We start from the raw sequence: 26471 nt of genomic DNA, 5'->3' as shown, positions 1-26471 counted from the left end.
CACATGCACGACCTGCTGAACGAAATCCTCGATGAAGTAAGACCCTTGCTCGGTCAGGGCAAGGTGGCCGATTACATTCCGGCGCTGGGCGGGGTGCGGCCTGATCAGTTGGGCATCGCGGTATATGGCAACGACGGCCAGGTGTTCAGCGCCGGTGACGCCGAGACGCTGTTTTCGATTCAAAGCATTTCCAAGGTATTCAGCCTGGTGCAGGCCATCGGCCATTCCGGCGAGGACATCTGGCAGCGCCTTGGCCACGAGCCATCCGGCCAGCCGTTCAACTCGCTGGTGCAGCTGGAGTTCGAGCAGGGCAGGCCGCGCAACCCGTTCATCAATGCCGGTGCACTGGTGATCTGCGACATCAATCAGGCGCGTTTTGCCGCCCCGTCGTTGTCGATGCGCGATTTCGTGCGTCGCCTGTGCGGCAACCGCTCGATCACTTCCGATTCCAAGGTGGCCGAATCCGAATACCAGCACCGTTCGCGCAACGCGGCGGCGGCTTATCTGATGAAATCCTTCGACAATTTCCACGGCGATGTAGAAGACGTGTTGCGCAGCTATTTTCACCATTGTGCGCTGAGCATGAATTGCATCGATCTGGCGAAAGCGTTCGGTTTTCTGGCCAATCAGGGTTTTTGCGCCCACAGTGGCGTGCAGATCCTCACCGCACGCCAGGCCACTCAGGTCAATTCGATCATGGCCACCAGCGGTCTTTACGACGAAGCCGGCAACTTTGCTTATCGCGTCGGTCTGCCCGGCAAGAGCGGAGTTGGCGGCGGGATTGTGGCGATTGTGCCGGAGCGCGCTTCGGTCTGTGTGTGGTCTCCTGCGTTGAACGCAGCGGGCAATTCCCTTGTCGGTATGGCTGCGCTGGAAAAACTCAGCGCGAGGGTCGACTGGTCGGTTTTTTGAAGTAAAAGCCTTTTAAGGTAAAACGTCTTCTGAAGTGAACAGTGCGTTGAAGCGCGAATCTGCCAGGAGTCATGGATTGAATAGAAGGCTATGCAAATCGCTCATGCTGAGCGCCGGGCTGTTGGTGCTGGCCGGTTGCGGCACCCAGCGTGTTCAGGAACCTGAGCTGAGCCCGGAACAGGCGCGCGCGAAGATCGTGCGGCTGATACCTGCCACTGTCACGGATCGACAGGCCTGGGCGACGGATATCCAGGCCGCGTTTGCCGCGCAGAAAATTCCGCTGAGCACTGAAAACCTGTGTTCGGTGCTGGCCGTGACCGAGCAGGAGTCGACCTTTCAGGTTGATCCGGCCGTGCCGAACATGGGCCGCATCGCGCGTGCCGAAATCGACCGGCGCGCCGCGCGGCTGCATATCCCCAATGCCTTGATCGCTACCGCGCTGCGCGTGCGCTCGCCGGATGGCAAGACCTACGGCAAGCGGCTCGATTCGGCTCATACCGAAAAAGACCTCAGCGCCATTTTTGATGACTTCATCGGCATGGTGCCGCTGGGCGAGGCGTTGTTCGGCAACTTCAACCCGGTCAAGACCGGCGGCCCGATGCAGGTCAGCATCGCCTTTGCTGAAAAGCACGCCGAGGATTATCCATACGCGGTTGATGGTTCTATTCGGCGCGAGGTGTTCACTCGTCGTGGCGGTATGTATTTCGGCGTGGCCCACTTGCTCGGTTACCCGGTGAGCTACACCCAGTCGCTGTATCGCTTCGCCGACTTCAATGCGGGCTGGTACGCCAGCCGCAATGCAGCATTTCAGAATGCGGTCAGCCGCGCGACCGGCATAGAACTGGCGCTCGATGGCGACCTGATCCGTTTCGACTCCACCTCACCCGGTTCCACTGAGCTTGCCGTGCGTACCCTGAGTGACCGGTTGGGCATGAACAAGTCGCAGATCTGGAACCAGCTCAAGCAGGGCGATACCCTGGAATTCGAGGAGACGGACCTCTACAGCAAGGTGTTCGCGCTGGCGGACCGGGCCGCGGGCAAGCCCTTGCCAAGAGCCATCCTGCCGGGCATTACCCTGAAAAGCCCGAAAATCACCCGCAACCTGACCACCGCCTGGTTCGCCGAACGCGTGGACGACCGCCGCGAACGCTGCGTGCTGCGCGCGCCGAAGGGAGCTTGAGCCCGGAAAAGCGATCACACATCTGCGTCGCGCTGCATTATCAAGACCGGACGCTCTGCGTCCGATTTTGAGGGTGCGACTTGGCGAGAAATCTCGTGGTTTCAGCCCTTTATTCAAGGCTCTTCAGGACTTATTTGACGTATGCCCGTTTTAAAACGCTTCACGATTTTTCTGCAGCAGGCCTTGCGGGCCATGCATCTGGTCTGGACCACTTCCCGTGCGCTGTCCGTCGGCCTGATCCTCGCCACGCTGGTTGCAGGCTTGTTGCCTGCGCTGGCCGCCTGGCTGGGGCAGCGTATCGTCGATGCCGTGGTCAGCGCCATGCAATTGCACGCCAGCACGGGTGACGCGCCGTTATGGCCGGTGTTGCGCTATGTGTTACTGGAGGCGGGCGTGCTGGCGCTGCTGGCCGGTGCGCAACGCGGGCTGTCGGTACAGCAGGCGCTGTTGCGGGTGCTGCTGGGGCAGAAGGTCAATACCTTGATTCTGGAGAAAGCCCAGACCCTGTCACTGTCCCAGTTCGAGGATTCGGAGTTCTACGACAAACTCGTGCGTGTCCGGCGTGAAGCCTCGACCCGGCCGCTGGCGCTGGTGACCAAGTCGCTGGGCCTGTTGCAAAACCTTATTTCCCTGATCAGTTTCGCCGTGCTGCTGGTGCATTTTTCGCCCTGGGCGTTGTTGATTCTGGTGGTGGGTGCGCTGCCGGTCTTCTTTGCTGAGGCGCATTTTTCCGGCGATGCATTTCGGCTGTTTACCCGCCGTGCCCCCGAAACCCGTCGGCAGAATTACATCGAAACACTGCTTTCCCACGAAGGCTATATCAAGGAGGTCAAGCTGTTCGGCTTCGCGCCGCTGCTGCTCAAGCGCTATCGCGACACCTTTGAACGGCTGTACGCCGAAGACCGCCGTTTGACCGTGCGCCGTGACGGCTGGGGCTTTCTGCTCGGCTTGCTGGGCACTGCCTCGTTCTATCTGGCGTATGCCTGGGTGGTGGTCGATGCCGTGCACGGGCGGATCACGCTGGGTCAGATGACCATGTACCTGGTGCTCTTCAAACAGGGGCAAGCCGCGGTCAGCAGTAGCCTCAGCGCAATCAGCGGCCTGTACGAAGACGGGCTGTACCTGGCTGATTTGTACATCTACCTCGGCCAGCCGGTCACCCCGCCAACAGGCAGCCTCACGCAGGGCGTGCTGCCCGGTGACGGCATGCGTTTCGAAAATGTGAGCTTCACCTACCCAGGCACCCGCCGTGCGGCACTGGAAAACATCGACCTGCACCTGGCACCGGGTCGCAGCGTGGCGCTGGTGGGCGAAAACGGTTCGGGCAAAACCACGCTGATCAAACTGCTGACGCGGCTGTATCAACCCGATCAGGGCCGCATTCTGCTGGATGGCAGCGACCTGCAGGAATGGCACGAAGACGCGCTGCGTTCGCGCATTGGGGTGATCTTCCAGGACTTCATCCGCTATCAGTTTCTGGTCGGCGAGAACCTCGGTGTCGGCGATACCCAGGCGTTTCACGATGAAACCCGCTGGCGCGAAGCCGCAGCGCAAGGCATGGCCGCGCAGTTCATCGAGCAGCTCGATAAGGGCTACGCCACCCAGCTGGGCCGCTGGTTCGCGGGCGGTCAGGAGCTGTCCGGCGGGCAGTGGCAGAAAATCGCCCTGTCGCGCGCCTACATGCGTCGCGACGCCGATATCCTGATTCTCGATGAGCCCACTGCGGCGCTGGATGCTGGCGCAGAAGCCGCAGTGTTCGAGCATTTTCGTGAATACGCCAGGGGCCGCATGACGCTGCTGATTTCCCATCGTTTTTCCAGCGTGCGCAACGCCGAGCACATCGTGGTGCTGGAACACGGTCGGGTGCTGGAACGCGGTGACCATGACAGCCTGATCGCCGCCGCAGGGCGCTACGCCGCGCTGTTTGATCTTCAGGCACAGGGTTATCGTTAGATAAAAAGTGTTGCAGTGCATGACCAGTCGGCGTTTTATGGGAGCCCTGTTTCACACCGTATTCTTCTGAACCGATCGGAGACATCGATGCAATTTCGTAAATTGGGCAAAACCGACCTGTCGGTCAGCGCCATCTGCCTGGGCACCATGACCTGGGGCGAGCAGAACACCCAGGTTGAAGCATTCGAGCAAATCCGCATGGCCAAAGAGGCCAGGGTCAACTTCCTCGACACCGCCGAAATGTACCCGGTGCCGCCGCGCAGCGAGACCTACACCAAGACCGAAAGCATCATTGGCGAGTACTTCAAGAAGTACGGCGACCGCAGTGACTGGGTGCTGGCCAGCAAGGTCGTGGGCCCCGGCCGCATGGAGCATATCCGCGATGGCAATCCACGCCTGGACCGCAAGAACATTACCACCGCGCTTGAGGCGAGCCTTAAACGCCTGAACACCGATTATCTGGACCTTTACCAGTTGCACTGGCCGGATCGCAAGACCAACTTTTTCGGCGTGCTGGGCTACACCCATGACCCGGATGACAAGGCGGTCGAGATTCAGGAGACCCTGTCGGTACTGGCGGATCTGGTCAAGGAAGGCAAGATTCGCCACTTCGGCCTGTCCAACGAAACACCATGGGGCACCCAGCGTTTTCTGCACCTGGCCGAAACCCTTGATCTGCCGCGTGCCGTGTCGATCCAGAACCCCTACAACCTGCTCAACCGTACTTTCGAGGTCGGCCTTGCAGAGATCGCCATTCGCGAACAGATCGGTCTGCTGGCTTACTCGCCACTGGCGTTCGGTGTGCTGGCGGGTAAATACCTAGATGGCGCACGCCCGGCCGATGGTCGCCTGACCCTGTTCGAGCGCTTTCAGCGTTATAACAATCCGCAGGCCGTCAGCGCCACTGCCAAGTACGTTGCGTTGGCCCGCGAACACGGTCTGGACCCTTCGCAGATGGCCCTGGCCTACGTCACCAGCCGCCCGTTCGTGACCAGCAACATCATTGGTGCCACCAAGCTGGATCAACTGGAGATCAACCTGAAGAGCATCGACGTCACGCTGTCCGATGAAGTCATTGAGGCAATCGAGGCCATTCACACCTCGCAGCCCAACCCTGCGCCGTAACCTGAACCAGGAATAACCTGCACTGAACTTACGTTCAGCCTCGTCAGTCAGCACTAGGGTGCTTACTCCGAGGCTGAATTCAGATGCATATCTCACTCAAGCAACAAGTCGCAATCGTCACCGGCGCCAGTTCCGGTCTCGGCGCGGGTGCCGCGCGAGCGCTGGCGGACGCCGGTGCAGCGGTGGTGATCAATTACAATTCCAAGGCTGAACCTGCCGAGAAGCTGGCTGAAGAGATTCGTGCAGCGGGCGGTCGTGCGCTTGCTGTCGGGGCTGATGTGTCGAAAGAGGAAGATGTCGAATGTCTGTTTGCGCAGACCATCGAGCACTTTGGCGCGCTGGACATTCTGGTCGCCAACTCGGGCCTGCAGAAAGACGCAGCCATCGTCGACATGAGCCTGGAAGACTGGAACACCGTTATCAACGTCAACCTGACCGGGCAGTTTCTTTGCGCCCGCGCTGCGTTGCGCCAGTTCATCAAGCAAGGCATGCGCCCGGAGGTGTCGCGGGCGATGGGCAAGATCATTCACATGAGCTCGGTGCACCAGTTGATCCCGTGGGCCGGGCACGTCAATTACGCCGCCTCCAAGGGCGGAGTCGACCTGCTGATGCGCAGTATTGCCCAGGAAGTCGGCGAGCTGAAAATCCGCGTCAACAGCGTTGCGCCGGGTGCCATCCGCACGCCGATCAATGCCGACGCACGCAAGGGCGACGCCGAAAAGGAAATGCTCAAGCTGATCCCTTACGGGCGCATCGGTGAGCCGGAAGACGTCGCCAATGCGGTGCTGTGGCTGGCCTCCGACGCCTCGGATTACGTGCATGGCACCACCCTGTACATCGATGGCGGCATGACCCTCTATCCGGAGTTCCGTGGCAATGGCTGATCGTCCGCAAGAAGCACAAAACCGTATCGAAGACCACGGCATTATCGGCGACATGCGCAGCGCTGCGTTGATTGCCGACACCGGCAGTATCGACTTCTGTTGCTGGCCGGACTTCGACAGCCCGTCGATCTTCACCGCGCTACTGGACACCCCCGACGCCGGGATCTTTCAACTGGCGCCTGACCTGCCGGACGCCAGAAGGCTGCAGATCTATCTGCCGGACACCAATGTGCTGCAAACCCGCTGGATTGCCGAGCAGGCAGTGGTGGAAGTCACTGATCTGATGCCGATCGGCGAGGATCAAGACGACTTGCCACGCATCGTGCGCCGGGTTCAGGTGCGTTTTGGCGAGGCCACGATACGCATGCGTTGTCGCGTGCGCATGGACTACAGCCGTGCCGACACCACCGCGCGCGTCGATGGTCAGGACATCTGTTTCGAGGCCCAAGGGCAGCCGGGCATGCGCTTGTCAGCAGCTACGCCGTTGCACCTGGAACAGCACGACGCCGTCGCCGAGTTTCACATGCACAAAGGCCAGACCATCGAGTTCATTCTGGGTGGCATCGACGACCCGAATGTTGCTGCAGGCAAGTGCTCGCGTTATTTCGATGACACCCTGAAGTTCTGGCGGCGCTGGGCCGGACAGTCGCAATACAAGGGCCGCTGGCGCGAAATGGTCACCCGTTCGGCACTGGCGCTCAAATTGCTGACTTCGCGCAAGCATGGCGGCATTGTTGCCGCTGCGACGTTCGGCCTGCCGGAAACCGAAGCTGGCGAGCGTAACTGGGATTACCGTTACACGTGGATCCGTGACGCCTCATTCACCGTGTACGCGTTCATGCGCCTGGGTTACACCGATGAGGCCAATGCCTTCATGGGCTGGGTGCGCGGGCGACTGGACGACTGCTGCGAGCAGACCGAGAAGCTCGGCATTCTGTATGCCCTTGACGGCCACGCAGAACTGCCCGAGGAGCACCTCGATCACTTGACCGGTTACGGCGGTGCGCAGCCGGTGCGGATCGGCAACGAGGCGTATAAGCAGGTTCAGCTGGATATCTACGGCGAATTGATGGACGCCGTGTACCTGGCCAACAAGTACGGCGACGCGATCTCCCATGACGGCTGGCAGCACGTTGTGCGCCAGGTCGATTATGTGTGCGAACACTGGAACGACCGCGACGTGGGTATCTGGGAAATGCGCGGTGGCGACCAGCACTTTCTGCACTCGCGGCTGATGTGCTGGGTCGCGTTGGACCGGGCACTGCGCCTGGCCTTTAAACGCTCACTGTCAGGGCCATTCGAGCGCTGGAACAAGGTCCGTGAAGATATCCAGAACGACATCTGGGACAACTTCTGGAACGAAGAACTCGGTCATTTTGTGCAGTACAAAGGCAGCCGCAATCTGGACGCCTCGATGCTGCTGATGCCGCTGGTGCGCTTCGTCGGTGCCAATGACCCGAAATGGCTGGCGACGCTGGACGCCATCGAAGCTGCGCTGGTGCGTGACGGAATGGTGTTCCGCTACCGCAATGATGACGACCATGATGATGGCCTGGCAGGTGAGGAGGGCGCGTTTGTGGCCTGTTCGTTCTGGTATGTCGAATGCCTGGCCCGCGCCGGTCGGGTAGAGCAGGCGCACCTGGAGTTCGAGCAGCTGCTGCGTTACGCCAACCCGCTGGGTTTGTATGCCGAAGAGTTCGACGGCCATGCCCGTCATCTGGGCAACACGCCGCAGGCCCTGAGTCACTTGGCGCTGATCAGTGCGGCGAGTTTCCTGGACCGTAAACTGAGCGGCGAACAGGCGCTTTGGCAACCCTGAAGGGTGTCGGTGTGGGTGAATGACCGCTGTCTGGCTGCGTTCATTCACCCTGCAGCTTCAAACTGCAGATCTTCCCTCAGGGCACTGACGCAGAAATCCACGAACGACCTTACCCTGGAAGAGCCACGGCGGCCCTCCGAGTAGACGACGTGCACCGGTTCGGGAGCGATTTCAAAATCTTCCAGTACGCAAACGAGTCTGCCGTTGTGCAGGTGCTCGCGTATCTGGTAGTGCGGCACCTGAGTGAGCCCCCAATGCTGCAACGCGGCATTGATCGACGCCTGGAAGGACGTCAGGCTGAGCCTTGAGGCGACATTCACCGAGTAGTCCTGATCATCGACTCGAAACGCCCAGTGGGGTGGCCGTTCCGGGGCCGACGTCGAGATGGTGGCGTGCTGTTGCAGATCGTCAGGGTGCCGGGGCGTGCCATGCTGCGTCAGGTAAACAGGCGATGCGCAGACCATGCGCCGCACGCTGCCGACACGGATGGCCGTCAAGGACGAATCGCGCAACGCACCGATGCGCACCGCCACATCGACTCCCTCATCGAGCATGGACACGACCCGGTCCACCAGAATGGCGCGAATATCCACTGCCGGGTACTCACTGAGAAAACGGGTCAATACCGGCGTGACATGCAACGCGCCGAACATTTGCGGTGCGGTGACCGTCAACGTGCCGGCTGGCAGCGCATGCACACCCGCCGCAGCGTTTTCCGCTTCAGACAGGTCGGCCAGCAAGCGGCGACAATCCTCCGCGAAGCGTTGCCCGGCCTTGGTGAGGCGCATGTTACGGGTGGTGCGCACCACCAGCAGAATGCCCAGCCTGCTTTCCAGGCTGGCCACTGCGCGTGTCACGGTAGCGGTAGACAGCCCAACGTGTCGGGCGACACCGGTGAAGCTGGTCTGCCCGGCCAATGCGGCAAACAGCGTCATTTCCTGAATGCGATCCATCGTGAACGTTCTTCGTACCGATATGTGGTCGAGACTCTAGCAGCTTTGCAGAAACGGAAAGAGTGAATTGAGTTTTTTGGCCATTCTCGATAGCTATTGCAACAACTAGGATTGACGTCACTTCATTCACACCAGGTTCTGACATGAGCAATTCCGATTCAGCCGGCTCCACAGGTGCGGCATCTGCCGTCAGTCGGCGCAAGGTTTTACAGGGCTCTGTCATCGGCGCGGCATCTGTTATTGGCGCTTCGCTGGTCAGCGCTGCTTCTTACCCAAACAGTCCCTCGACCCAGGAAAAGACTATGGCCTTCGATGATGCCTTCCGTGTCACGTTTCACACTCGGCAAGTCGGCGATGTAGAGGTGTTCTATCGTGAAGTCGGCCGTAAGGATGCCCCGGTGCTTCTGCTGCTCCACGGCTTCCCGACGTCCAGCCATATGTTCCGCACGCTGATGCCGTTGCTGGCGACTCAGTACCGTTTGATTGCGCCTGACTTGCCCGGTTTTGGCAACACCAAAGCGCCGCCGCGCGGGCAGTTCGAGTACAGCTTTGAAAACCTTTACAAGGTGATCGAAGGCTTTACCGAAGCGTTGCAACTGAGCCAATACGCCTTGTACATATTCGATTACGGCGCGCCAACCGGTCTGCGTCTTGCCGCAGCGAACCCGGAAAAAGTGACGGCAATCATCACCCAGAACGGCAACGCCTATCTGGAGGGCTTCAGTGATCAATGGGACCCGTGGCAGGCTTACTGGCGCGACCCCTCGGCAGCCAATCGCGAGGCCTGTCGCCCGTCGTTGTCGCCGGAGACAATCCGCGACTGGCAGTACGGCACCGGTGCCGACCCCGAGAAGCTTGCGCCCGACGGCTATAACCTGGACATCCTGTACATGGCGCGGCCAGGTGCCGAGGAGATTCAGCTTGACCTGATTCTGGACTACCGCAGCAACGTGGCGGCTTATCCTGCATTCCAGGCGTACTTGCGCAAACACCAGCCGCCTTTACTGGCCGTCTGGGGCAGGCACGATCCGGCTTTTATCCCGCCGGGCGCGCAGGCCTATCTCAGGGATGTTCCAAATGCTGAAGTGCATCTTCTGGATGCAGGTCACTTCACGCTGGAAACCCATGCGCCCGAAGTGGCCGACTACATTCGTGAATTTCTGTCGCGAAAGCTCAGCGTCTGACAGGGCGCTCAATCCAGTGACGCCTGTTGTTTGTATGTTGCGTCACTTCGACAATCGTCAGGCGATACATTGAAAGGTCACTGCAACGGCTTGATACCCGCACGCTGAGGTGGTTAGCGGCCGCCATTCGATAGGTCATTCAATTGGAGTATTTATTCAACTTCCTGCGTTGTGCCGGTGCTTTGATTCAGCGGCGCTGTAACATCCCGCTGACAGCGCTGATCATTCAAGGAACAGCGTTGCGCGAGCGCAATTGGGGCTTGCCGATATAGGGCGGGAAAATGTTCGCTGATCGCATCTAGCAAAAAAAGAATGAATTTTTTCGCATGGGTTTGGGTCACCTATACTTCAAGCCACTGCTGAAAAAAGGATCAGGCTTTCAATGGCACTTCCAAAACATTACCGCATTGATTATCTGTTAAATGGTTCGTTCAAGAGTTTTTATATACGAACCGAGAATATGGACAATGCTGAAGCATGGCATTACGCAAGTGTCGATGCCGGGCTCGCGCGAATACCCAAATATCGACTGGAGAAGGTCGCCCGGGTGTCGAAACCGTATGCCGAACACTTCGGTGTGACCGACGTGGAGTGGGCTCAGGCTTGAGCCCTTCCTTTGGGATGCGACCGTTCAGCATTAGCGATGGGTTATCTGCTCCAGCGCCAGGTTGCGTGTGCGAGGGCCGAAGCGGCCGATGGTGATCATCACGATCAGCATGCTGCTGACGATGAAGGCGAGCACCCCCGGCGTGCCGAAGTGGTCGAGAAAAATCCCGATCAACAGGCTGCTGAACACCGTAGACAGGCGGCTGAACGAGTAGCAGAAGCCCACCGCGCGGGCACGGATGTTGGTCGGGAACAGCTCGCCCTGATACGAGTGGTAACTGAAACTCAGCCACGCATTGCAGAACGTGATCATGATGCCGCACAAGACCAGGCCCGCGGCGCTGGTCTGAAACGCAAACAGGCTGCCGAAGATCATCGCCCCCAGAGCTGAACCGACAATCTGCCATTTGTTTTCAAAACGATTGGCAAACTTCACGAACAACAGCGGACCCAGCGGATAGGCCAGCGTGATGACAAACGCATAACCCAGGCTGTGCGTAACACTGAGGCCTTGCCCGGAGAGCAGGGCAGGTAGCCAGTTGCCGAAGCCGAAAAAGCCGATAGCCTGGAAGACGTGAAACACGATCAGCATCAATGCACGACGGCGGTAGGGCGGTTGCCAAATGTCGGCGAAGCGGCCTTTGCCTTCGATTGCGACGCTGTCCGGTTGTGGCTCATCCAGCGGCTTGCCGTGTTCTTTGATACAGCGAGCCTCAATGCCATCCATGATCCGTTCTGCTTCGTCGAAGCGGCCCTGCTGCGCCAGCCAGCGAGGTGATTCCGGCAGCGCCGAGCGCAGCCACCAGACAAACAGGGCGAACACGGCACTGCCGATCACCACCCAGCGCCAGCCAGAAAAACCGAACGGTGCCTGAGGCACCAGCCACCACGACATCAGCGCAACGCTGGGGACCGATAAAAACTGGATAAAAAACGCGAAGGCAAACGCCGAACTGCGTATGCGTTTGGGTACCAATTCCGACAGGTAAGTGTCGATGGTGACCAGTTCGACCCCGAGGCCAATGCCTACTATAAAACGCATACCAATCACGCCCAGCGCCGAGGTTTGCAGGCCCATGATCACCGTCGCGACGGTGTACCAGATCAACGCGAAGGTAAAGATGGCGCGGCGACCGTAACGGTCGGCAATCGGGCTGAGCAGACTGGCACCGAAAAACAGGCCGAGAAAGGTCGCCGAGGCAAACGCCGCCTGATCGGAAAAGCCAAACAGACCCTGGCTGCCCGTGGCAAAGATCCCGTCGCGAACCAGGCCGGGGCTGATGTACGCCGTCTGGAACAGATCGTAAAGCTCGAAAAAACCGGCGATTGACAGCAGGGCAACCAACCGCCAGATGGTGGCAACCGCCGGCAGCCTGTCGATGCGAGCCGAGATGAACGCAGCCCGAAGCGGCGCGGCTGTAGCGTCGTCGGTTTGAGGTGATGGATTCATCAATGGCCGTCCCGAGTGCTTGTTAGAGGGGGAATGATACTCCTTACAATTTGTAATGATTGGTCTTTTAATGCGGTTATTCACGCCTAAAAGATGAATGATTGTTTAGTCAGACATATTTCGAGCGTTTTTATCGCGTGATGCTGGCCTGGCGCAGTTTCGGGCGCCTGAGTCTGACGCGCCCAGCGTTACACACAAGTCCTGAAAAACCCGGAAAACGGTGTTTTCAGCCTTCTGCCCGCAGGCGTGGAGCGAACTTGCTCGCGAAGACGATATTTCAAACGATGAATGACCCCGCGCATGACAAAAATCATGAAGCCAACAAGGATGTATCAACATGTGTCGCAAAACCTTAGGATGAGGTTCTTCATTCTTCTGCCTGCCGGGTTCCCGTGACGTACAAACTGCCCACCACTGCCACCGCGCCGTTCTGCCCCTCGGCGACCACCGACAGCGTCGCCATCCCGCCCAACGCTTCATTGCTGCGCAAAATGATGTTGTTCGTCGGCCCCGGCCTGCTGGTGTCGATCGGCTACATGGACCCGGGTAACTGGGCGACGGCCATTGAAGCCGGCTCGCGTTTCGGCTACTCGTTGCTGTTCGTGGTGGTGCTGGCCAGCCTGTCAGGCATGGTCTTGCAAAACCTCTGCTCGCGTCTGGGCATCGCCACCGGGCGCGATCTGGCGCAGTTGTCTGCGGCTCGCTATAGCCGCAATGTCGCCAAGGGCCAGTGGTTGCTGGCGGAACTGTCGATCATTGCCACCGATCTGGCCGAAGTGCTGGGCGCGGCGTTGGCATTTCATCTGCTGCTGGGGGTTTCCATTACCACAGGCGTGGCGCTGACTGCCTTCGACACGCTGATCGTGCTGGCCCTGCAGGGCGCCAATTTCCGCCGTCTGGAAGCCATCGTGCTCGGGCTGATCGTGACTATCGCCAGTTGCTTTGCCGTCGAACTGATCCTCATCAAGCCGTTCTGGCCGGATGTGGTCGCCGGTTTGCGACCGAGCTGGGATGTACTGAGCAGCCAGGAGCCGCTGTACATCGCTATCGGCATTTTGGGTGCCACTGTCATGCCGCATAACCTTTACCTGCATTCTTCGGTGGTGCAGACGCGGGTCAACGGCACGGATGTCGCCAGCAAGGCCAGCGCCATTCGTTATGCGCGCCTGGACACCATCGGTTCGCTGAGCCTGGCGCTACTCATTAACGCAGCTATTCTGATCCTCGCCGCCGCAGCGTTTCACAAGACCGGTCACACTGACGTGGTAGAGATTCAGGACGCCTATCACCTGCTCGACCCGCTGGTCGGCGGTGCGATCGCCAGCGTGTTGTTTGGCGTGGCTTTGCTGGCAGCGGGGCAGAGCTCGACATTTACCGGCACCATCGCCGGGCAGGTGGTGCTCGAGGGCTTTTTGCAGGCGAAAATTCCCTGCTGGCAGCGGCGCTTCATTACTCGAGCGCTGGCGCTGATCCCGGCGTTGATCGGGGTGATCTGGCTGGGCGACAGTTCAGTGGGCAAGATGCTGGTGCTCAGTCAGGTGGTGTTGAGCCTGCAACTGCCGTTTGCGCTCTGGCCGCTGATCCGCTTCACCAGCGATCCGCAGTTGATGGGGCCGTTCGTCAACAGCCGGCTGGTCAAGACGGCCGCCTGGGGTCTGTTCGGCCTGATCTCGGCTGCCAACCTGACGCTGTTATGGTTCTGGGTGAGCTGAACTTGATCGGCGTGGGCGACTCTGAACCCTGACGCCCACGTCAGCCGTCAGGTAGCCGAACATGCCCATCCTGCCTAAAAACGGCACCGTCTTCGAGACCGATTTGCCGGCCCGTCTGGACCGCTTGCCCTGGGGGCGCTTTCACACGCTGCTAGTGATTGCGCTAGGCATCACCTGGTTGCTCGATGGCCTGGAAGTGACCCTCGCAGGTTCGGTAGCCGGCGCGCTCAAGGCCAGCCCGGCGCTCAACCTCACCAACAGCGACATCGGCCTGGCGGGTGCTGCATACATCGCCGGGGCTGTGCTCGGCGCGCTGCTGTTTGGCTGGCTGGCGGACCGTCTCGGTCGGCGCAAGCTGTTCTTCATCACCTTGCTGCTGTACGTCGGTGCCACCGCCGCCACGGCATTTTCGTTCAGCGTCTGGAGTTTCATGCTGTTCCGGTTCTTGACCGGCATGGGCATTGGTGGCGAGTACACGGCAATCAATTCGACCATCCAGGAGTTCACCCCGGCCCGCTACCGTGGCTGGGTCGATCTGACCATCAACGGCACATTCTGGCTGGGCGCTGCGCTGGGCGCGGTGGGTTCGATTGTCTTGCTGGACCCGCTGTGGGTGGGCGCTGAACTGGGCTGGCGTCTGTGTTTCGGGATCGGCGCGGTGTTGGGGCTGCTGGTGCTGCTGATGCGTCTGTGGCTGCCGAAAAGCCCGCGCTGGCTGTTGATTCACGGCCAGTCAGCGCAGGCGACGAAAATCGTTGAGCAGATAGAGGCCGATTTAGAGCTCCGAGGCCATGTGCTGCCTGCCGTCACGAGCAAGCCCTTACGTTTGCATGTGCGCGACCACACGCCACTGGGCGAGGTCGCCAGAACCCTGCTGGTGACGTTTCGTCAGCGCTCGCTGGTGGGCCTGACGCTGCTGACCGCACAGGCGTTCTTCTACAACGCGATCTTTTTCACCTATGCGCTGGTACTGACGGACTTCTATGACGTACCTGCCGAGCGGGTTGGCTGGTACGTGCTGCCACTGGCGCTGGGCAACTTCTGCGGTCCGCTGCTGCTGGGCAGGCTGTTTGACGTGGTCGGGCGGCGGACAATGATCAGCCTGACCTACGGCCTGTCCGGTGTGCTGCTGGCAATCAGTGGGTATCTGTTCCAGCAAGGGCTGCTGGACGTTACCCAGCAGGCCATCGCGTGGATGGTGATTTTCTTCTTTGCCTCGGCAGCGGCCAGTTCGGCCTACCTGACCGTGGCCGAAACCTTCCCGCTGGAAATTCGCGCGTTGGCGATTGCGGTTTTCTATGCGTTTGGTACCGGGCTGGGCGGCATGATCGGCCCGACGCTGTTCGGGGAACTGATCGACACCGGAGAGCGCAGCAATGTGTTTATCGGCTATCTGATCGGGGCGGGGTTGATGTTGCTGGCGGCGCTGGTGCAGTCGATCTGGGGCGCGGCTGCCGAGCGCAAGTCACTCGAAGAGGTAGCACGGCCGTTATCGCAGGCCGGGGACGTGTAAGCCATCAGTGACCGAAAACGCCGCGAAGGCCATCCACTGAGGCACGCAGGCCCATGATCCGGTCATTGACTTCCTGGGCTTCGTGCGGACGAGACGTACGTTCAAGGTACAGAAGATGCCCGGCCATATTGGCCGAGACGCGTTCGAGGTCGTCTGCGGTGCGCTTGACGTAAGCCTGAATGTCTTCAAGTTGCTCGATCTGCACGGATGGTTCCCCTGATAGGTCGCATCCGAGCGCACTAAATGAAAGGGCGGTTCCAGCGAACTCACCCAAGAGAGTTGTCGGCGATCTGAATAGATTTCTTTAATGCCTGAGTTAAATAAATTTTTCAGGCGCCGCGCTAATCCTCATCCTGCTCGTCGTGCTCTGAGTAGGAGTCCAGCAGTTCAGCCAACGCCAGCGTACGGTCCAGCCCGCTGCGGCTGGCCATGATATCGGCGACTGCCTGCGTGGCGGCAACTCTTGCGGCTTCGCGTTCGGCATCGGTGTTATTGGGCGTGGCGGCCTGCGCAGCCTCAATAATCGATTGCTCAAAGGTATTCATGGTGCTCGCTCTTCGGGTTCAGGTAGCTGTGATACCGAGAATGACGAATTGTTTCAAGCACGATCAATCACCTTCGTAGGGGAATTGTTCAAGGGTCTGCATCAGCGCGACACCTTGCGGCCCTTGCAGGTTGTCCAGCACCCAGCAACTGCTGGCATTTTTAGCCAGCAGCAGGCGTGTCGTCTGGCTGGTCACAGGCTGTTGCGGGGCGTCTTTGTAACCCAGGTTGTAGGTCATTTCGACCACCGCCTGTTTATCGGAGTTGGACACCAGCTTCCAGTCGATCGGCTTCTGCACGTCGCCATCCTGCGCGTCGGTCCACGGGTTGGCGCTGACCGCACACTGATCACCGTTCTGGCACGCCCAGTCCTTCTTGAGCAGGCTCAACAGAGGTTTGGACAGGTAGTCGGCCGCACCTTTGCCATTGAGGTAGAAATCCTGATGCTTTTCATAGATCCAGCGCGCGGTGTCGACCGGGGTCGCAGCAGGGCAGGCAGCCTGGGCCGTGGAGGAAAGCAGGCAAGCGAAGGCAATGGCAACGGTTCTGGACATGGAGCGGGCTCGCAGAGAAGGTGGCAGTGAGGTTACAGGCTGACGACACTGCATTTGTAAGCCAAGCGGACAAAAAAGCAATGGTTTTAGGCGGTATGCCGAGCGCGGCGGATGACTGAAACCGGATTAAGGGCAATTTCCTTCAATACGCCGTGAGTCGCCGTCACTACCTTGATTCGATCATTTCTGATTGTATTCGAGGGGTTTTCCATGAGTCTGCTGATTTCCATGGCAGCGTTTGCGCTGGCGTCGTCCATCACGCCGGGGCCGGTCAATATCGTAGCGTTGAGTGCCGGTGCACGCTACGGGTTCTGGCCCGGCATGCGCCATGTGCTGGGTGCAACGCTGGGTTTTACCCTGCTGTTGCTGCTTATCGGCTTCGGCCTGCACGAAACCTTGCAGCAATGGCCCTTTCTGACCCGAATCATTCAATGGGCGGGTGTGGCTTTCCTGTTGTACATGGCGTTCCGGCTGGCGACCGATAGCGGGCGATTGAGTGTGGGCGAGCAGGGCAGCGGTCCGTCGATGCTGCAGGGTGCGATCATGCAGTGGCTCAACCCCAAAGCCTGGCTGGCGTCGATCGCAGGCATGGGCGTTTTTGTCGCCAATGGCGAGGCTTTGTTGATCTGGCAGTTTGCAGCCATCTATTGCGTGGTGTGCTACCTGTCACTGGGCTGCTGGGCCTTTGCCGGGAGTTTCCTGAGCCACTACTTGCGCAGCGCGGCACGCGTGCGCGTGTTCAACCGGATCATGGCGTTGCTGCTGGTCGGTTGCGCGCTGTATCTGGTGATCTGACGCGGGTCATCACAACCGATACTGTCCTGGCGTTGCAGCCAGGTGCTTTTTGAACTCGCGTTGAAGATGCGCCTGATCGGCAAAACCTGTTTCCTGTGCAACGTCGGCAATCATCTTGCCGCTTTTCAACTGGGTTTGTGCGTGCTGGATGCGGCGATTGAGCAGGTAGGCGTGGGGCGTCAGGTGGTAGTGCTGCTCGAACGAGCGAATCAGATACGACGCCGAGAGGTTGGCTGCTGTACAGATATCGGCGAGCTTGATGGGCTGGGTGAAGTTGTCGTTGATGTAGTCGGCGGCACGGGTGACTCGCGGGGAAGGTCGGCGGGCAAGTGCTGGTGCATCGCCCAGTGTTTCCTGCATCAGCGTGAAGAACGATACGGCGGCACAGTGTTTTTGCAGGGTGTCGGCCTTGGCATCGATCAGCGTCTGATACAGCGCTGTCAATGCGCCGAACAGCACCGGGTTACTGCTGCGGGTGTGCGACAGGGGCTGAAATCCGTATTTAGCGTCCAGCCCGGCGTCGTGCTGAATATCGCTCAGCCAGTGGCTGTCCACATAAAGCATCAGGTACGACCACGGCTGGTCGTTGATCGGGTTGCAGGCGTGCACATCGCCGGGGTTCATCAGCACCACAGTGCCCGCGGCGACGCGCTGTGCAGTCTTTTCGTGCAGATAAGTGCTTTGCCCGGTGGTAATTGCACCGATGGAAAAGATCTCGTGTGAATGCGGTGCATAACAGACCCGTCGGCCGTCTTCTACCGAGCGCGCCTCAATGAACGGCAACTGCTCGTCGCGCCAGAAGAAAGGTGTCGCGGTCGAGTTTTCGGGTTGGATGCTGTTCATGCGGGTCTCCCGTCTGCGCAGTGACGAGGGTAGCTTAACGGATGAGTCAGGGTGACGCAGGTGTGATGCTCTGCGTCACCCAGGCAGGCTCATGCAGAGCGTATCCGAGCCTTATTTTTTCACCGGCACGATATCCATTATCTGGCCATTGACCTTCTGGAATCGCACATATTTGTCATTGATCTTCACCCACTCGCTTTCCTTGGCGGGCGCTTCCAGGCCCTTGCTTTTCCAGTCCTTGACCTCAAGATCGCTTCGGCGGTACTTCTCCGGCACGCGGGAGCCCACTTCCAGTTCGTGAACGTTGTCCTTGGACTCGGTCACTTTCGGGTCTTCTGTCTCTGCCGCGTGAACCGGCAGAGTGGCGGCGCAGAAGCAGCCGAGCAAGGTCATGCAGGCGATCAATGATTTGCTGTTCATGTGAAGACTCCCAGTCTTTGGTTCAGGCTTGATGCCTTTGGTCATAACTGGGACCTTCACCGTTTGAAATCATTCGATCAGGTTTACATCGCTCAGCCCCGCACTGCCTCGGCGATGGTTGCTGACAGCGGTGTGGCAGGGCGGCCGATCAGTTTGCTCAACTGACGGCTGTCATCGAACAGCGCGCCCTTGGCGGCTGCCGCATCGGAATCGGCCAGCAATCGGGCGACAAAATAGGGCAGACCTGCCTGAATCAATGCTGCTTCAAACTCGGCCTGCGGCAGGTTGACGTAGGGCAGGGTCTTGCCGGCCTGCTTTGAAAGCTCGGCCGCAAATGCTGTCAGGGTATAGGACTCGTCACCTGCCAGTTCGTACACGCGACCGCTTTGATCCTCTCCGGAGGTCAGCAGCACCGCCGCAGCTTCAGCGTAATCAAGGCGCGAAGCCGAGCTGATACGGCCCTCATCGGCGCAGCCCATCACGGCGCCATGTGCCAGCGCCCCAGGCACCCCGGCGGTGTAGTTCTCGGTGTACCAGCCATTGCGCAACAGGGCGAACGGCAGGCCGCTGGCGCGCAGGTAAGCTTCGGTTTCGACATGCTCTTTGGCCAGGCCCAGCGTCGAGGCCTCGGCATGCAGAACGCTGGTGTAGGCGAGCAGTTTGACCCCGGAGCGCTTGGCCGCATCAATGACCGCTTTATGCTGAGAAAAGCGCTGGCCTATTTCGCTGGATGAAATCAGCAGCACCTTGTCGGCACCGGCAAACGCGCTGTCCAGCGTTGCAGGCTGCGAATAGTCGGCGTGACGAACCTGAACGCCTTTTGCCGAAAGGTCAGTGGCCTTTTCCGGGCTGCGGACTGCGGCAACGATCTGCTCGGCAGGGACACGCGCCAGCAGTTGTTCAATGACGAGACGGCCAAGCTGGCCAGTGGCACCGGTGACAACGATCATGGAATTACTCCTGAATCAGGTTGAAAGGAAGCGTCAGCATAGTCATGATGCTTACCTTTCGTAAGTACGTACAAAAAGGTAAGTGTCATGAGTGAGTCTGCCTCGCATCCACAGTCTGAAACGGTCGAGTCCATGCTGGCGTTCGTTCGTCAGGGGCAAGTGCTGGCCAACGATTGCCCTTCAAGAATTGTGCTCAACCACGTTTGCAGCCGTTGGGGCGTGCTGGTGCTGGTGGTTTTGCGCGGCGGCATGCATCGCTTCAGCGAGATACGGCGCAAGATCGGCGGGGTCAGCGAGAAAATGCTCGCGCAAACCCTGCAACACCTGGAACAGGACGGTTTCGTCAGTCGCAAGTCGCTGCCCGTGGTGCCGCCGCACGTGCAGTACCGGCTCACGCCGATGGGCGAAGAAGTCGCCTTGCAGGTCGAAACCCTGGCGACCTGGATCGAGACCAATCTGCCACGCATCATGCAGGCCCGCGAAGCCTCCAGCACGGCACAGACCACGCCTGCGTGAGCCGTTTCTGACAGATTTTTCATCCTGCGATTGTCGGCTCAATCGCCTGCAATCAGTCGCTTCTTGCTATGGTGCGCGCCGAAATATTCATTTACACGTTCGTTTGTGCTGTTTGCCCTTCACCGAGAAGCTGTAGAAATGCCCAATCCAATCCCCCTGAAAGACCACGAAAAAGAGACGCGGCTGGTCAACCAGCGTCTGATCGCCTGTGCGGTACTGGTCGCTGTGCTGGCTGCCTGCCTGATCGCACGGATGTACTTTCTGCAAGTCACCGAGTTTGACTACCACTCGACCATCTCTGAAAACAACCGGGTGCACGTGCTGCCGATCCCGCCCGAGCGCGGTTTGATCTTCGACCGTAACGGCGAGGTACTGGCCGACAACCGCCCCAGTTTCAACCTGACCCTGACCCGCGAGCGCGCCGGGGACTGGCACAAGGTGATTGATGAGCTGATGACCCTGCTGGAACTGCCCGACGAGGACCGGATTCTGTTCGACAAGGAACTCAAGCAAGTTCGCCACCCGTTCGAGCCCGCGACCCTGCTGTATGAACTGACCGAACAGCAGATCGCCATATTGGCGGTCAATCAATACCTGCTGCCGGGCGTAGACGTGGCGGCGCAGTTCGTTCGGCACTATCCGCTGGGCGATCATTTTGCCCATTCGATTGGCTATGTCGGGCGCATCAACGAAAAAGAGGCGTCGCACCTCGACAACGAATACCGCGGCACGCAATCCATCGGCAAGACCGGCATCGAACGCTTCTACGAGTCCGAACTGCATGGCCATGTAGGCTACGAAGAAGTTGAAACCAACGCGCAAGGCCGTGTGTTGCGGGTGCTGAAACACACTGATCCGATACCGGGCAAGAACATCACGCTGAGCCTGGATGCGCACTTGCAGGCTGCGGCGGAAAACGCGCTGGGTGACCGGCGCGGTTCGGTGGTTGCACTGGACCCGGAAACCGGCGAAGTGCTGGCGATGGTCAGCAAGCCGAGCTTCGACCCCAACCTGTTCGTCACCGGTATCAGCTTCAAGCAGTACGCCGCGCTACGTGATTCCATCGACCGGCCGCTGTTCAACCGGGTGCTGCGCGGCCTTTATGCACCGGGCTCGACAGTCAAGCCTGAAGTCGCGATTGCCGGCCTGGACAGCGGCGTGGTCAATGCATCGACCAAGGTTTTCGATCCGGGCTATTTCCAGCTGCCGGACTTCGATCACAAGTACCGCAACTGGAACCACAGTGGTGATGGCTGGGTGGACATGGACACCGCGATCATGCGCTCCAACGACACCTACTTCTACACCGTGGCGCACAAGCTGGGCATTGATCGCCTGCATGACTACATGACCATGTTCGGCATCGGCCAGAAGGTTTCGCTGGACATGTTCGAGGAGTCCGCCGGGCTGATGCCGTCCCGCGAGTGGAAGCGCGCGACGCGGCGCCAGGCGTGGTTCCCCGGCGAAACCGTGATCCTCGGTATCGGCCAGGGCTACATGCAGGTCACGCCGTTGCAACTGGCGCAGGCCACCTCATTGATCGCCAGTAAAGGTGTCTGGCACCGTCCGCACTTGGCAATGGAAGTGGGCCACGAGGTGCCTGTCGATGAGCACCCGATGCCAAACATCGTGCTGCGCGACCCCAACGAATGGAATCAGGTCAATACCGGCATGCAGATGGTCATGCACGACCCGCGCGGCATCGCCCGTGACGCCGCAAAGGGCGCGCAATACCGCATCGCCGGCAAGAGCGGTACGGCGCAGGTGGTCGCGATCAAGCAGGGCGAGCGTTACAACCGTCTGAAGACGCTGGAGCGTAACCGCGACAACGCCTTGTTCGTCGGTTTTGCCCCGGCTGATCATCCGAAAATCGTGGTGTCGGTGACCATCGAGAACGGCGAGGCGGGTGGTCGCGTTGCAGGGCCAGTGGTGCGGGAAATTCTCGACGCCTGGCTGCTCGACAGCGAGGGCAAGCTCAAGCCGCAATATGCAGTCCCCGCCAAGGCAACGGGCAACCCGCACGCCTGAGCCGTCTGCCAACCGTAGTCTGTGGCGCAGGCTGCCTGACCGAGCCCTGAACAGGGCTCAGGTTTTCTGAACTGTCGAGAAATCATCGGGTCGACCACAACAGGCGTAGCAGAGCGCTGCGCGTGTATATCTGAACCCTTTATTGCCTCGACAAGGAACCCCAAATGTCCAAGACCATCGCCGACCATCTTGCGCAAACCCTCGCAGCGGCAGGTGTTTCCCACATCTGGGGGGTGTCTGGTGACAGCCTCAACGGTTTGACCGACAGCCTGGAGCGCATCGACTCGATCAACTGGATGCACACCCGCCACGAAGAAGTTGCAGCCTTCGCTGCCGGTGCCCAGGCGGCGTCCAGTGGCAAGCTGGCGGTCTGCGCAGGCAGCTGCGGGCCGGGCAATCTGCACCTGATCAACGGCCTGTACGATTGCCATCGCAATCGCGTGCCGGTGCTGGCGATTGCAGCGCATATTCCGTCTTCGGAAATCGGCCTCGATTACTTTCAGGAAACCCACCCGCAGGAGCTGTTCAAGGAATGCAGCCACTTTGTTGAACTGGTCAGCAACCCCGAACAGTTCCCTCGGGTGCTGGAGCGTGCCATGCGTGCGGCGATCAGCCAGAAGGGCGTTGCCGTGATCGTGCTACCCGGTGATGTAGCGCTCAGCGAATCACCTGATGTACCCGCGAAATGGGTCGAGGCCACGCCGCCTGTTGTTGTCCCGGCGGACACCGACTTGCAGTCGATGGCCAACATGCTCAATGACTCAAAGGCCGTAACCTTGCTGTGCGGCGCAGGCTGCGCGGGCGCTCACGAGCAGATCCTCGCGTTGGCCGACACGCTGGGCGCACCCATTGTTCATGCCTTGCGCGGCAAGCAGCACGTCGAATACGACAACCCGTTCGATGTCGGCATGACCGGCCTGATCGGTTTCAGCTCCGGTTACCATGCCATGTTGTCCTGCGACACGCTGGTGATCCTCGGCAGCAGCTTTCCGTATCGCAATTTCTACCCTGAGAAAGCCAACATCATTCAGATCGACCTCGACCCGACCCAGTTGGGCCGCCGCACGCCTGTGGCGCTCGGTCTGGTCGGCGGCGTGCGGGAAACCCTCGACGCTCTCCAACCAAAACTCAAGCCGCACACCGACCGCCGTTTCCTCGACAAAGCCCTCAAACACTACGCCAAGGCCCGTGAAGACCTCGACGAACTGGCCACGCCCACCCCCAATGGCACACCGATTCACCCGCAATACCTCACGCGCCTGGTCGACGAACAGGCCGACGCCGACGCAATCTTTACCGTCGATGTCGGCACGCCAACCCTGTGGGCTGCGCGCTACCTGCACATGAACGGCAAACGCAGCCTGCTGGGCTCGTTCAACCACGGTTCGATGGCCAACGCCTTGCCCCAGGCGCTGGGCGCCAAAGCAGAGCACCCGGACCGCCAAGTGGTCGCGCTGTGCGGCGATGGCGGCCTGTCGATGCTGCTGGGCGATCTGCTGAGCATTCGCCAGTTGAATCTGCCGATCAAAATGGTGGTGTTCAACAACAGCTCGCTGGGCTTCGTCGACATGGAAATGAAAGCCAGCGGCTATGTGCCGCATGGCACTGACTTGCATGAAACCAACTTCGCGGGCATCGCCTTGGGCGCGGGGATTCTCGGCCTGCGCGTGGAAAACGCTGAAGAACTGCCCGCAGCATTGCGCAAGGCGTTTGATCATCCCGGCCCGGTGCTGATCGATGTTGTTACCGCCAAGCAAGAGCTGGGCATCCCGCCGAAAATCAAACTGGCGCAAGCCAAAGGCTTCAGCCTGTACATGATGCGCGCGATCATGAGCGGGCGCGGCAGTGAAGTGCTGGAGTTGGCGAAGACCAACTTGCGTTAATGGACCACAAACGATGAGGGGCCGGGCTCAGGTATCGGTCCCTCATCAAAAGCATTCATACCGTCCCGCTGAGTGATAGTCATCCAGACAAATAATGGGTAAAGCTTGGCACTTCGCAGCCGACACAGTTGGACGGAAGCAATACAGGCTACGGCAGGCTAATTACTGAATCATCTCTGGCTATAAAAAACGTCGATTGATATAGAACGTTAAGTCACAGATCGTTTTTATAGAAAGTCTGCGAGTCCTGAGGTCTGTAATGCTTAGAAATGCTCCTTTGAGTATTAAATTACTGCTGATTCTAATGTTTCCCCTGCTGGGCTTTCTGGCTTTTGCAGGTATCTTCGTGGCCGACAAAAGCGAGACGTTCGGCGAGAACAGTCGCGCCGTCACCGCCACCAACGCAGCACAGAAACTGAGTGATGTCGTCACCACCCTGCAGCGCGAGCGCGGGGCCAGCGGCGTGTTTCTGGGCAGCGGCGGCAAGTCCATGCAAGACAAGCTGAAAACCTTTCGCCAGGAGACAGACAAGGCGATGGGCGAGATGCGGGCGCAATCGACCCAGGATATTCCAGGCACGGCAAACGTGCTGCGTGCACTGGATGACGTGATCGCGCTGCGCCTCAAGGTGGATGGGCTGGCGATCAACAATACCGAGTCCGGCACCCGTTTCACCGACATCATCAAAACGCTTATCGGCTATAACTATTCGCTGGAAGCCAGCATTGAAGACCCGCAAATACTGCGCGCCTTGAGTTCTCTCAACCAGTTTGTGGACATGAAAGAGCGCGCCGGGCGCGAGCGTGTACTGCTCGGCCTGGCATTCAACCAGAATCGATTCGACGCAGCGCTGTTGTCGCGCTTCAGCCGTAACCTGGGAGAGTTCTCAGGTTACTACGAAGCCTTTCAACGCTGGTCACCTGAAGCTTTCAAGACCAGGTTGAACGATGTTCTGCAACAGCCGGGATCACTTGAAGTGGCGCGCCTGCAACGCCTGGGTTTTGATACGCCGCTGGGCGATCCGCTCAATATCAAACCTGAAGACTGGTTCAACCTGTCCACCAGCCGCATAGACCTGATGGCCAAGGTTGAAGCCGAACTGGGGCAGACCGTTGTGGGCCTGGCCAGTGATGCGCGCAGCACGGCGGAAAGCAGTCTTTACGCAGCGATTGCCACGGTTATCGCGATGCTGATCGCAGTGCTTTGGCTGGCCTCGGTGATCATCCGCAACATCAAGATCGCCGTTGTCGATGTCAACCGTACGTTGATTGCGCTATCCACCCGTGACCTCACCGCCAGAACCCGTTACACCGGCAAGGACGAGTTCGGCGAGATCTCGCGCAACCTGGACAACATGGCGCAACAGATCAGCGAAGTCATCGGCGAAATCGGCAGCGCCACCGCACAGGTCGCCACCGCCGCCGAGCAGTCTTCAGCGGTCGCGTTGCAGACCAGTCAGAACGTCGCTCAGCAACGTCTGGGTACTGATCAAATGGCCACGGCCATCAGTCAGATGAGTGCCACCGTCAAAGACGTTGCACGCAGCACCACCGACGCTGCCGCGATGTCGCAGCGGGTCAACACCAGCACGGTGCAGGGCAAGGCCGAGATCGAAAACACCATCAGCCTGATTCAAGGGCTGTCGCTTCAGGCAGAGCAGACCTCGCAGATCATTGGCGAGCTCAAGGGCGAGAGCAACGCCATCTCCTCGGTGCTCGATGTGATTCGTGGTGTCGCCGACCAGACCAACCTGCTGGCACTCAACGCAGCCATCGAAGCCGCGCGCGCAGGCGAACAGGGCCGTGGTTTCGCGGTGGTTGCCGACGAAGTGCGCAACCTTGCGAAAAAGACGCAGGAGTCTACGGTCAGCATTCAGAACATGATCGCCAACCTGCAGTCCGGCTCCGAACGCGCCGCCACGTCCATGCAGGAAACCCTGGGTAAAGCGCAGGCGGGTGCCAGTAACGTAGTGCGCGCCGGCGAACTGCTGGAAGAAATCGCCGAAGGCATCGCCAGCATCAGCGACCGCAACATCCAGGTCGCCTCGGCCGCCGAAGAACAAAGCCTGGTGGCCGAAGAAATCCACCGCAACGTCAACGACATCAACTCACTGGTCATTCAAGTGAGTGCGGGTGCCGAGCAGACCGCCGTGACCAGTCGCGAACTGGCTCGATTGGCGGAGCAGCAGCAGGGGTTGGTGGGACGGTTCAGGGTGAGCTGACGATAGGGTTTTGCTTGATGTTCAAAGGCCTGGGAGCGTGAGCTTTCAGGCTTTTTTGTGTGTTCACTAAATAATGATCATGGTGGGAGTGAGCTTGCTCGCGAAAGCTACATTTCAGCCGAATGATCTTGACGTTCCATCAGGCTTTTCGTGAGCAGATCCACTGCCAAAGTCTCGAAATGTCGTCCTGTGATCGTGACCCTCCAGTCACCTTTTCACCTAACCCCCAGCCCCGCATACGATTATGTAGTGACTAAAAATAATCACTACATAATCGTTGACGCGCTGCATTTGCCCTTGCATTATGCAGCTGTATCCCTGATCGGGAGCGCTGCAAAGAGGTACTGAACAGGCTCGGCAAGCCGTCGAGATGTTCCCGGATGTAGGCTGCCCACAAGGCAGATTGATGGAGCTGAACTGGCATTTG

At 59.4% G+C, this 26471-nt stretch carries 23 protein-coding genes; 15 read left to right on the top strand and 8 right to left on the bottom strand.

Annotation, left to right across the window (positions count from 1 at the left end; all coding sequences use genetic code 11):
- Positions 1-3: 3 nt before the first annotated feature.
- From glsB to QRN38_RS13825, 6 genes are all read left to right on the top strand, one after another.
- Positions 4-912: a glutaminase B gene (gene glsB, locus QRN38_RS13850; RefSeq protein WP_003381839.1), complete on the top strand. Its 909-nt coding sequence runs from the start codon at positions 4-6 to the stop codon at positions 910-912.
- A 103-nt stretch (positions 913-1015) separates the two neighbouring features.
- Positions 1016-2092, top strand: a complete 1077-nt coding sequence (locus QRN38_RS13845; RefSeq protein ID WP_057418817.1) for a DUF1615 domain-containing protein — start codon at positions 1016-1018, stop codon at positions 2090-2092.
- Positions 2093-2233: 141 nt separating this feature from the next.
- Positions 2234-4045: an ABC transporter ATP-binding protein gene (locus QRN38_RS13840; protein WP_007246686.1), complete on the top strand. Its 1812-nt coding sequence runs from the start codon at positions 2234-2236 to the stop codon at positions 4043-4045.
- Between the two features lie 87 nt (positions 4046-4132).
- The gene (locus QRN38_RS13835; RefSeq protein ID WP_011104034.1) at positions 4133-5170 is read left to right on the top strand and encodes an NADP(H)-dependent aldo-keto reductase; all 1038 of its coding nucleotides are present in this window, start codon (positions 4133-4135) and stop codon (positions 5168-5170) included.
- An 83-nt stretch (positions 5171-5253) separates the two neighbouring features.
- A complete protein-coding gene (locus QRN38_RS13830) occupies positions 5254-6054 on the top strand; it encodes an SDR family oxidoreductase (protein WP_054091009.1) in 801 nt (266 codons plus the stop codon).
- Positions 6047-7873, top strand: a complete 1827-nt coding sequence (locus tag QRN38_RS13825) for a glycoside hydrolase family 15 protein (protein ID WP_011104036.1) — start codon at positions 6047-6049, stop codon at positions 7871-7873. The genes QRN38_RS13830 and QRN38_RS13825 overlap by 8 nt, the downstream gene beginning before the upstream one ends.
- 44 nt (positions 7874-7917) lie before the next feature.
- On the opposite strand, the gene QRN38_RS13820 is transcribed toward QRN38_RS13825, so the two are convergent.
- Positions 7918-8826, bottom strand: a complete 909-nt coding sequence (locus QRN38_RS13820) for a LysR family transcriptional regulator (protein ID WP_011104037.1) — start codon at positions 8824-8826, stop codon at positions 7918-7920.
- A gap of 302 nt (positions 8827-9128) precedes the next feature.
- Between QRN38_RS13820 and QRN38_RS13815 the strand changes: the two genes are divergently transcribed.
- Together QRN38_RS13815 and QRN38_RS13810 are read left to right on the top strand one after the other, a co-directional pair.
- Positions 9129-10010 (top strand): alpha/beta fold hydrolase, encoded by an 882-nt coding sequence (locus QRN38_RS13815; protein WP_057416721.1) that lies wholly within the window; start codon positions 9129-9131, stop codon positions 10008-10010.
- 382 nt (positions 10011-10392) lie between these two features.
- Positions 10393-10617, top strand: a complete 225-nt coding sequence (locus QRN38_RS13810; RefSeq protein ID WP_003381855.1) for a DUF6555 family protein — start codon at positions 10393-10395, stop codon at positions 10615-10617.
- 30 nt (positions 10618-10647) lie between these two features.
- Here the strand turns inward: QRN38_RS13810 and QRN38_RS13805 are convergent, their stop codons facing one another.
- On the bottom strand, positions 10648-12066 hold the full coding sequence (locus QRN38_RS13805) for an MFS transporter (protein WP_007246679.1): 1419 nt from the start codon (positions 12064-12066) through the stop codon (positions 10648-10650).
- Between the two features lie 404 nt (positions 12067-12470).
- Between QRN38_RS13805 and QRN38_RS13800 the strand changes: the two genes are divergently transcribed.
- Together QRN38_RS13800 and QRN38_RS13795 are read left to right on the top strand one after the other, a co-directional pair.
- Positions 12471-13778, top strand: a complete 1308-nt coding sequence (locus tag QRN38_RS13800) for an Nramp family divalent metal transporter (RefSeq protein ID WP_161952766.1) — start codon at positions 12471-12473, stop codon at positions 13776-13778.
- A gap of 61 nt (positions 13779-13839) precedes the next feature.
- Positions 13840-15291, top strand: a complete 1452-nt coding sequence (locus QRN38_RS13795; RefSeq protein ID WP_057418818.1) for an MFS transporter — start codon at positions 13840-13842, stop codon at positions 15289-15291.
- Between the two features lie 4 nt (positions 15292-15295).
- Here the strand turns inward: QRN38_RS13795 and QRN38_RS13790 are convergent, their stop codons facing one another.
- The 3 genes from QRN38_RS13790 to QRN38_RS13780 all read right to left on the bottom strand — a co-directional run bounded on the left by QRN38_RS13790 (position 15296) and on the right by QRN38_RS13780 (position 16388).
- Positions 15296-15496: a hypothetical protein gene (locus QRN38_RS13790; protein ID WP_010205561.1), complete on the bottom strand. Its 201-nt coding sequence runs from the start codon at positions 15494-15496 to the stop codon at positions 15296-15298.
- Positions 15497-15632: 136 nt separating this feature from the next.
- Positions 15633-15836 carry a hypothetical protein gene (locus QRN38_RS13785; RefSeq protein WP_005617589.1) on the bottom strand — a complete coding sequence of 68 codons (204 nt, stop codon included), beginning with the start codon at positions 15834-15836 and terminating at the stop codon, positions 15633-15635.
- 63 nt (positions 15837-15899) lie between these two features.
- On the bottom strand, positions 15900-16388 hold the full coding sequence (locus QRN38_RS13780) for a DUF3828 domain-containing protein (RefSeq protein WP_010205558.1): 489 nt from the start codon (positions 16386-16388) through the stop codon (positions 15900-15902).
- Positions 16389-16598: 210 nt separating this feature from the next.
- Between QRN38_RS13780 and QRN38_RS13775 the strand changes: the two genes are divergently transcribed.
- Positions 16599-17183: a LysE family translocator gene (locus tag QRN38_RS13775; protein ID WP_010205556.1), complete on the top strand. Its 585-nt coding sequence runs from the start codon at positions 16599-16601 to the stop codon at positions 17181-17183.
- Positions 17184-17192: 9 nt separating this feature from the next.
- Here the strand turns inward: QRN38_RS13775 and QRN38_RS13770 are convergent, their stop codons facing one another.
- The 3 genes from QRN38_RS13770 to QRN38_RS13760 form a co-directional block, all read right to left on the bottom strand.
- Positions 17193-18026 carry an AraC family transcriptional regulator gene (locus tag QRN38_RS13770; protein ID WP_057418819.1) on the bottom strand — a complete coding sequence of 278 codons (834 nt, stop codon included), beginning with the start codon at positions 18024-18026 and terminating at the stop codon, positions 17193-17195.
- A gap of 111 nt (positions 18027-18137) precedes the next feature.
- Positions 18138-18446: an RcnB family protein gene (locus tag QRN38_RS13765; protein WP_081025468.1), complete on the bottom strand. Its 309-nt coding sequence runs from the start codon at positions 18444-18446 to the stop codon at positions 18138-18140.
- A 92-nt stretch (positions 18447-18538) separates the two neighbouring features.
- Positions 18539-19396, bottom strand: a complete 858-nt coding sequence (locus tag QRN38_RS13760) for an SDR family oxidoreductase (RefSeq protein WP_057418821.1) — start codon at positions 19394-19396, stop codon at positions 18539-18541.
- 87 nt (positions 19397-19483) lie between these two features.
- Between QRN38_RS13760 and QRN38_RS13755 the strand changes: the two genes are divergently transcribed.
- The 4 genes from QRN38_RS13755 to QRN38_RS13740 all read left to right on the top strand — a co-directional run bounded on the left by QRN38_RS13755 (position 19484) and on the right by QRN38_RS13740 (position 26044).
- Positions 19484-19912 (top strand): winged helix-turn-helix transcriptional regulator, encoded by a 429-nt coding sequence (locus QRN38_RS13755; RefSeq protein WP_057418822.1) that lies wholly within the window; start codon positions 19484-19486, stop codon positions 19910-19912.
- 138 nt (positions 19913-20050) lie between these two features.
- Positions 20051-21940, top strand: a complete 1890-nt coding sequence (gene mrdA, locus QRN38_RS13750; RefSeq protein ID WP_007246667.1) for a penicillin-binding protein 2 — start codon at positions 20051-20053, stop codon at positions 21938-21940.
- A gap of 164 nt (positions 21941-22104) precedes the next feature.
- Positions 22105-23823: a ubiquinone-dependent pyruvate dehydrogenase gene (gene poxB, locus QRN38_RS13745; RefSeq protein ID WP_011104047.1), complete on the top strand. Its 1719-nt coding sequence runs from the start codon at positions 22105-22107 to the stop codon at positions 23821-23823.
- Positions 23824-24127: 304 nt separating this feature from the next.
- Positions 24128-26044 (top strand): methyl-accepting chemotaxis protein, encoded by a 1917-nt coding sequence (locus tag QRN38_RS13740; RefSeq protein ID WP_010205538.1) that lies wholly within the window; start codon positions 24128-24130, stop codon positions 26042-26044.
- Positions 26045-26471: the final 427 nt, after the last annotated feature.

The organism is Pseudomonas sp. CFBP2511, from assembly GCF_030209255.1.
Taxonomy (GTDB): Bacteria; Pseudomonadota; Gammaproteobacteria; order Pseudomonadales; family Pseudomonadaceae; genus Aquipseudomonas; species Aquipseudomonas avellanae.
This window is presented reverse-complemented; position numbering and strand designations above follow the sequence as displayed.

Excerpts from the sequence above, each read along its gene's own strand:
- QRN38_RS13810 (WP_003381855.1), top strand. The coding sequence starts at position 10,393 with ATGGCACTTCCAAAACATTACCGCATTGATTATCTGTTAAATGGTTCG.
- QRN38_RS13765 (WP_081025468.1), bottom strand. The coding sequence starts at position 18,446 with ATGAACAGCAAATCATTGATCGCCTGCATGACCTTGCTCGGCTGCTTC.
- QRN38_RS13785 (WP_005617589.1), bottom strand. The coding sequence starts at position 15,836 with ATGAATACCTTTGAGCAATCGATTATTGAGGCTGCGCAGGCCGCCACG.
- QRN38_RS13835 (WP_011104034.1), top strand. The coding sequence starts at position 4,133 with ATGCAATTTCGTAAATTGGGCAAAACCGACCTGTCGGTCAGCGCCATC.
- QRN38_RS13830 (WP_054091009.1), top strand. The coding sequence starts at position 5,254 with ATGCATATCTCACTCAAGCAACAAGTCGCAATCGTCACCGGCGCCAGT.
- QRN38_RS13780 (WP_010205558.1), bottom strand. The coding sequence starts at position 16,388 with ATGTCCAGAACCGTTGCCATTGCCTTCGCTTGCCTGCTTTCCTCCACG.
- QRN38_RS13795 (WP_057418818.1), top strand. The coding sequence starts at position 13,840 with ATGCCCATCCTGCCTAAAAACGGCACCGTCTTCGAGACCGATTTGCCG.
- QRN38_RS13760 (WP_057418821.1), bottom strand. The coding sequence starts at position 19,396 with ATGATCGTTGTCACCGGTGCCACTGGCCAGCTTGGCCGTCTCGTCATT.
- glsB (WP_003381839.1), top strand. The coding sequence starts at position 4 with ATGCACGACCTGCTGAACGAAATCCTCGATGAAGTAAGACCCTTGCTC.
- QRN38_RS13840 (WP_007246686.1), top strand. The coding sequence starts at position 2,234 with ATGCCCGTTTTAAAACGCTTCACGATTTTTCTGCAGCAGGCCTTGCGG.
- QRN38_RS13740 (WP_010205538.1), top strand. The coding sequence starts at position 24,128 with ATGTTTCCCCTGCTGGGCTTTCTGGCTTTTGCAGGTATCTTCGTGGCC.
- QRN38_RS13815 (WP_057416721.1), top strand. The coding sequence starts at position 9,129 with ATGGCCTTCGATGATGCCTTCCGTGTCACGTTTCACACTCGGCAAGTC.
- QRN38_RS13825 (WP_011104036.1), top strand. The coding sequence starts at position 6,047 with ATGGCTGATCGTCCGCAAGAAGCACAAAACCGTATCGAAGACCACGGC.
- mrdA (WP_007246667.1), top strand. The coding sequence starts at position 20,051 with ATGCCCAATCCAATCCCCCTGAAAGACCACGAAAAAGAGACGCGGCTG.
- QRN38_RS13820 (WP_011104037.1), bottom strand. The coding sequence starts at position 8,826 with ATGGATCGCATTCAGGAAATGACGCTGTTTGCCGCATTGGCCGGGCAG.
- QRN38_RS13755 (WP_057418822.1), top strand. The coding sequence starts at position 19,484 with ATGAGTGAGTCTGCCTCGCATCCACAGTCTGAAACGGTCGAGTCCATG.
- QRN38_RS13805 (WP_007246679.1), bottom strand. The coding sequence starts at position 12,066 with ATGAATCCATCACCTCAAACCGACGACGCTACAGCCGCGCCGCTTCGG.
- QRN38_RS13845 (WP_057418817.1), top strand. The coding sequence starts at position 1,016 with ATGCTGAGCGCCGGGCTGTTGGTGCTGGCCGGTTGCGGCACCCAGCGT.
- QRN38_RS13775 (WP_010205556.1), top strand. The coding sequence starts at position 16,599 with ATGAGTCTGCTGATTTCCATGGCAGCGTTTGCGCTGGCGTCGTCCATC.
- QRN38_RS13770 (WP_057418819.1), bottom strand. The coding sequence starts at position 18,026 with ATGAACAGCATCCAACCCGAAAACTCGACCGCGACACCTTTCTTCTGG.
- poxB (WP_011104047.1), top strand. The coding sequence starts at position 22,105 with ATGTCCAAGACCATCGCCGACCATCTTGCGCAAACCCTCGCAGCGGCA.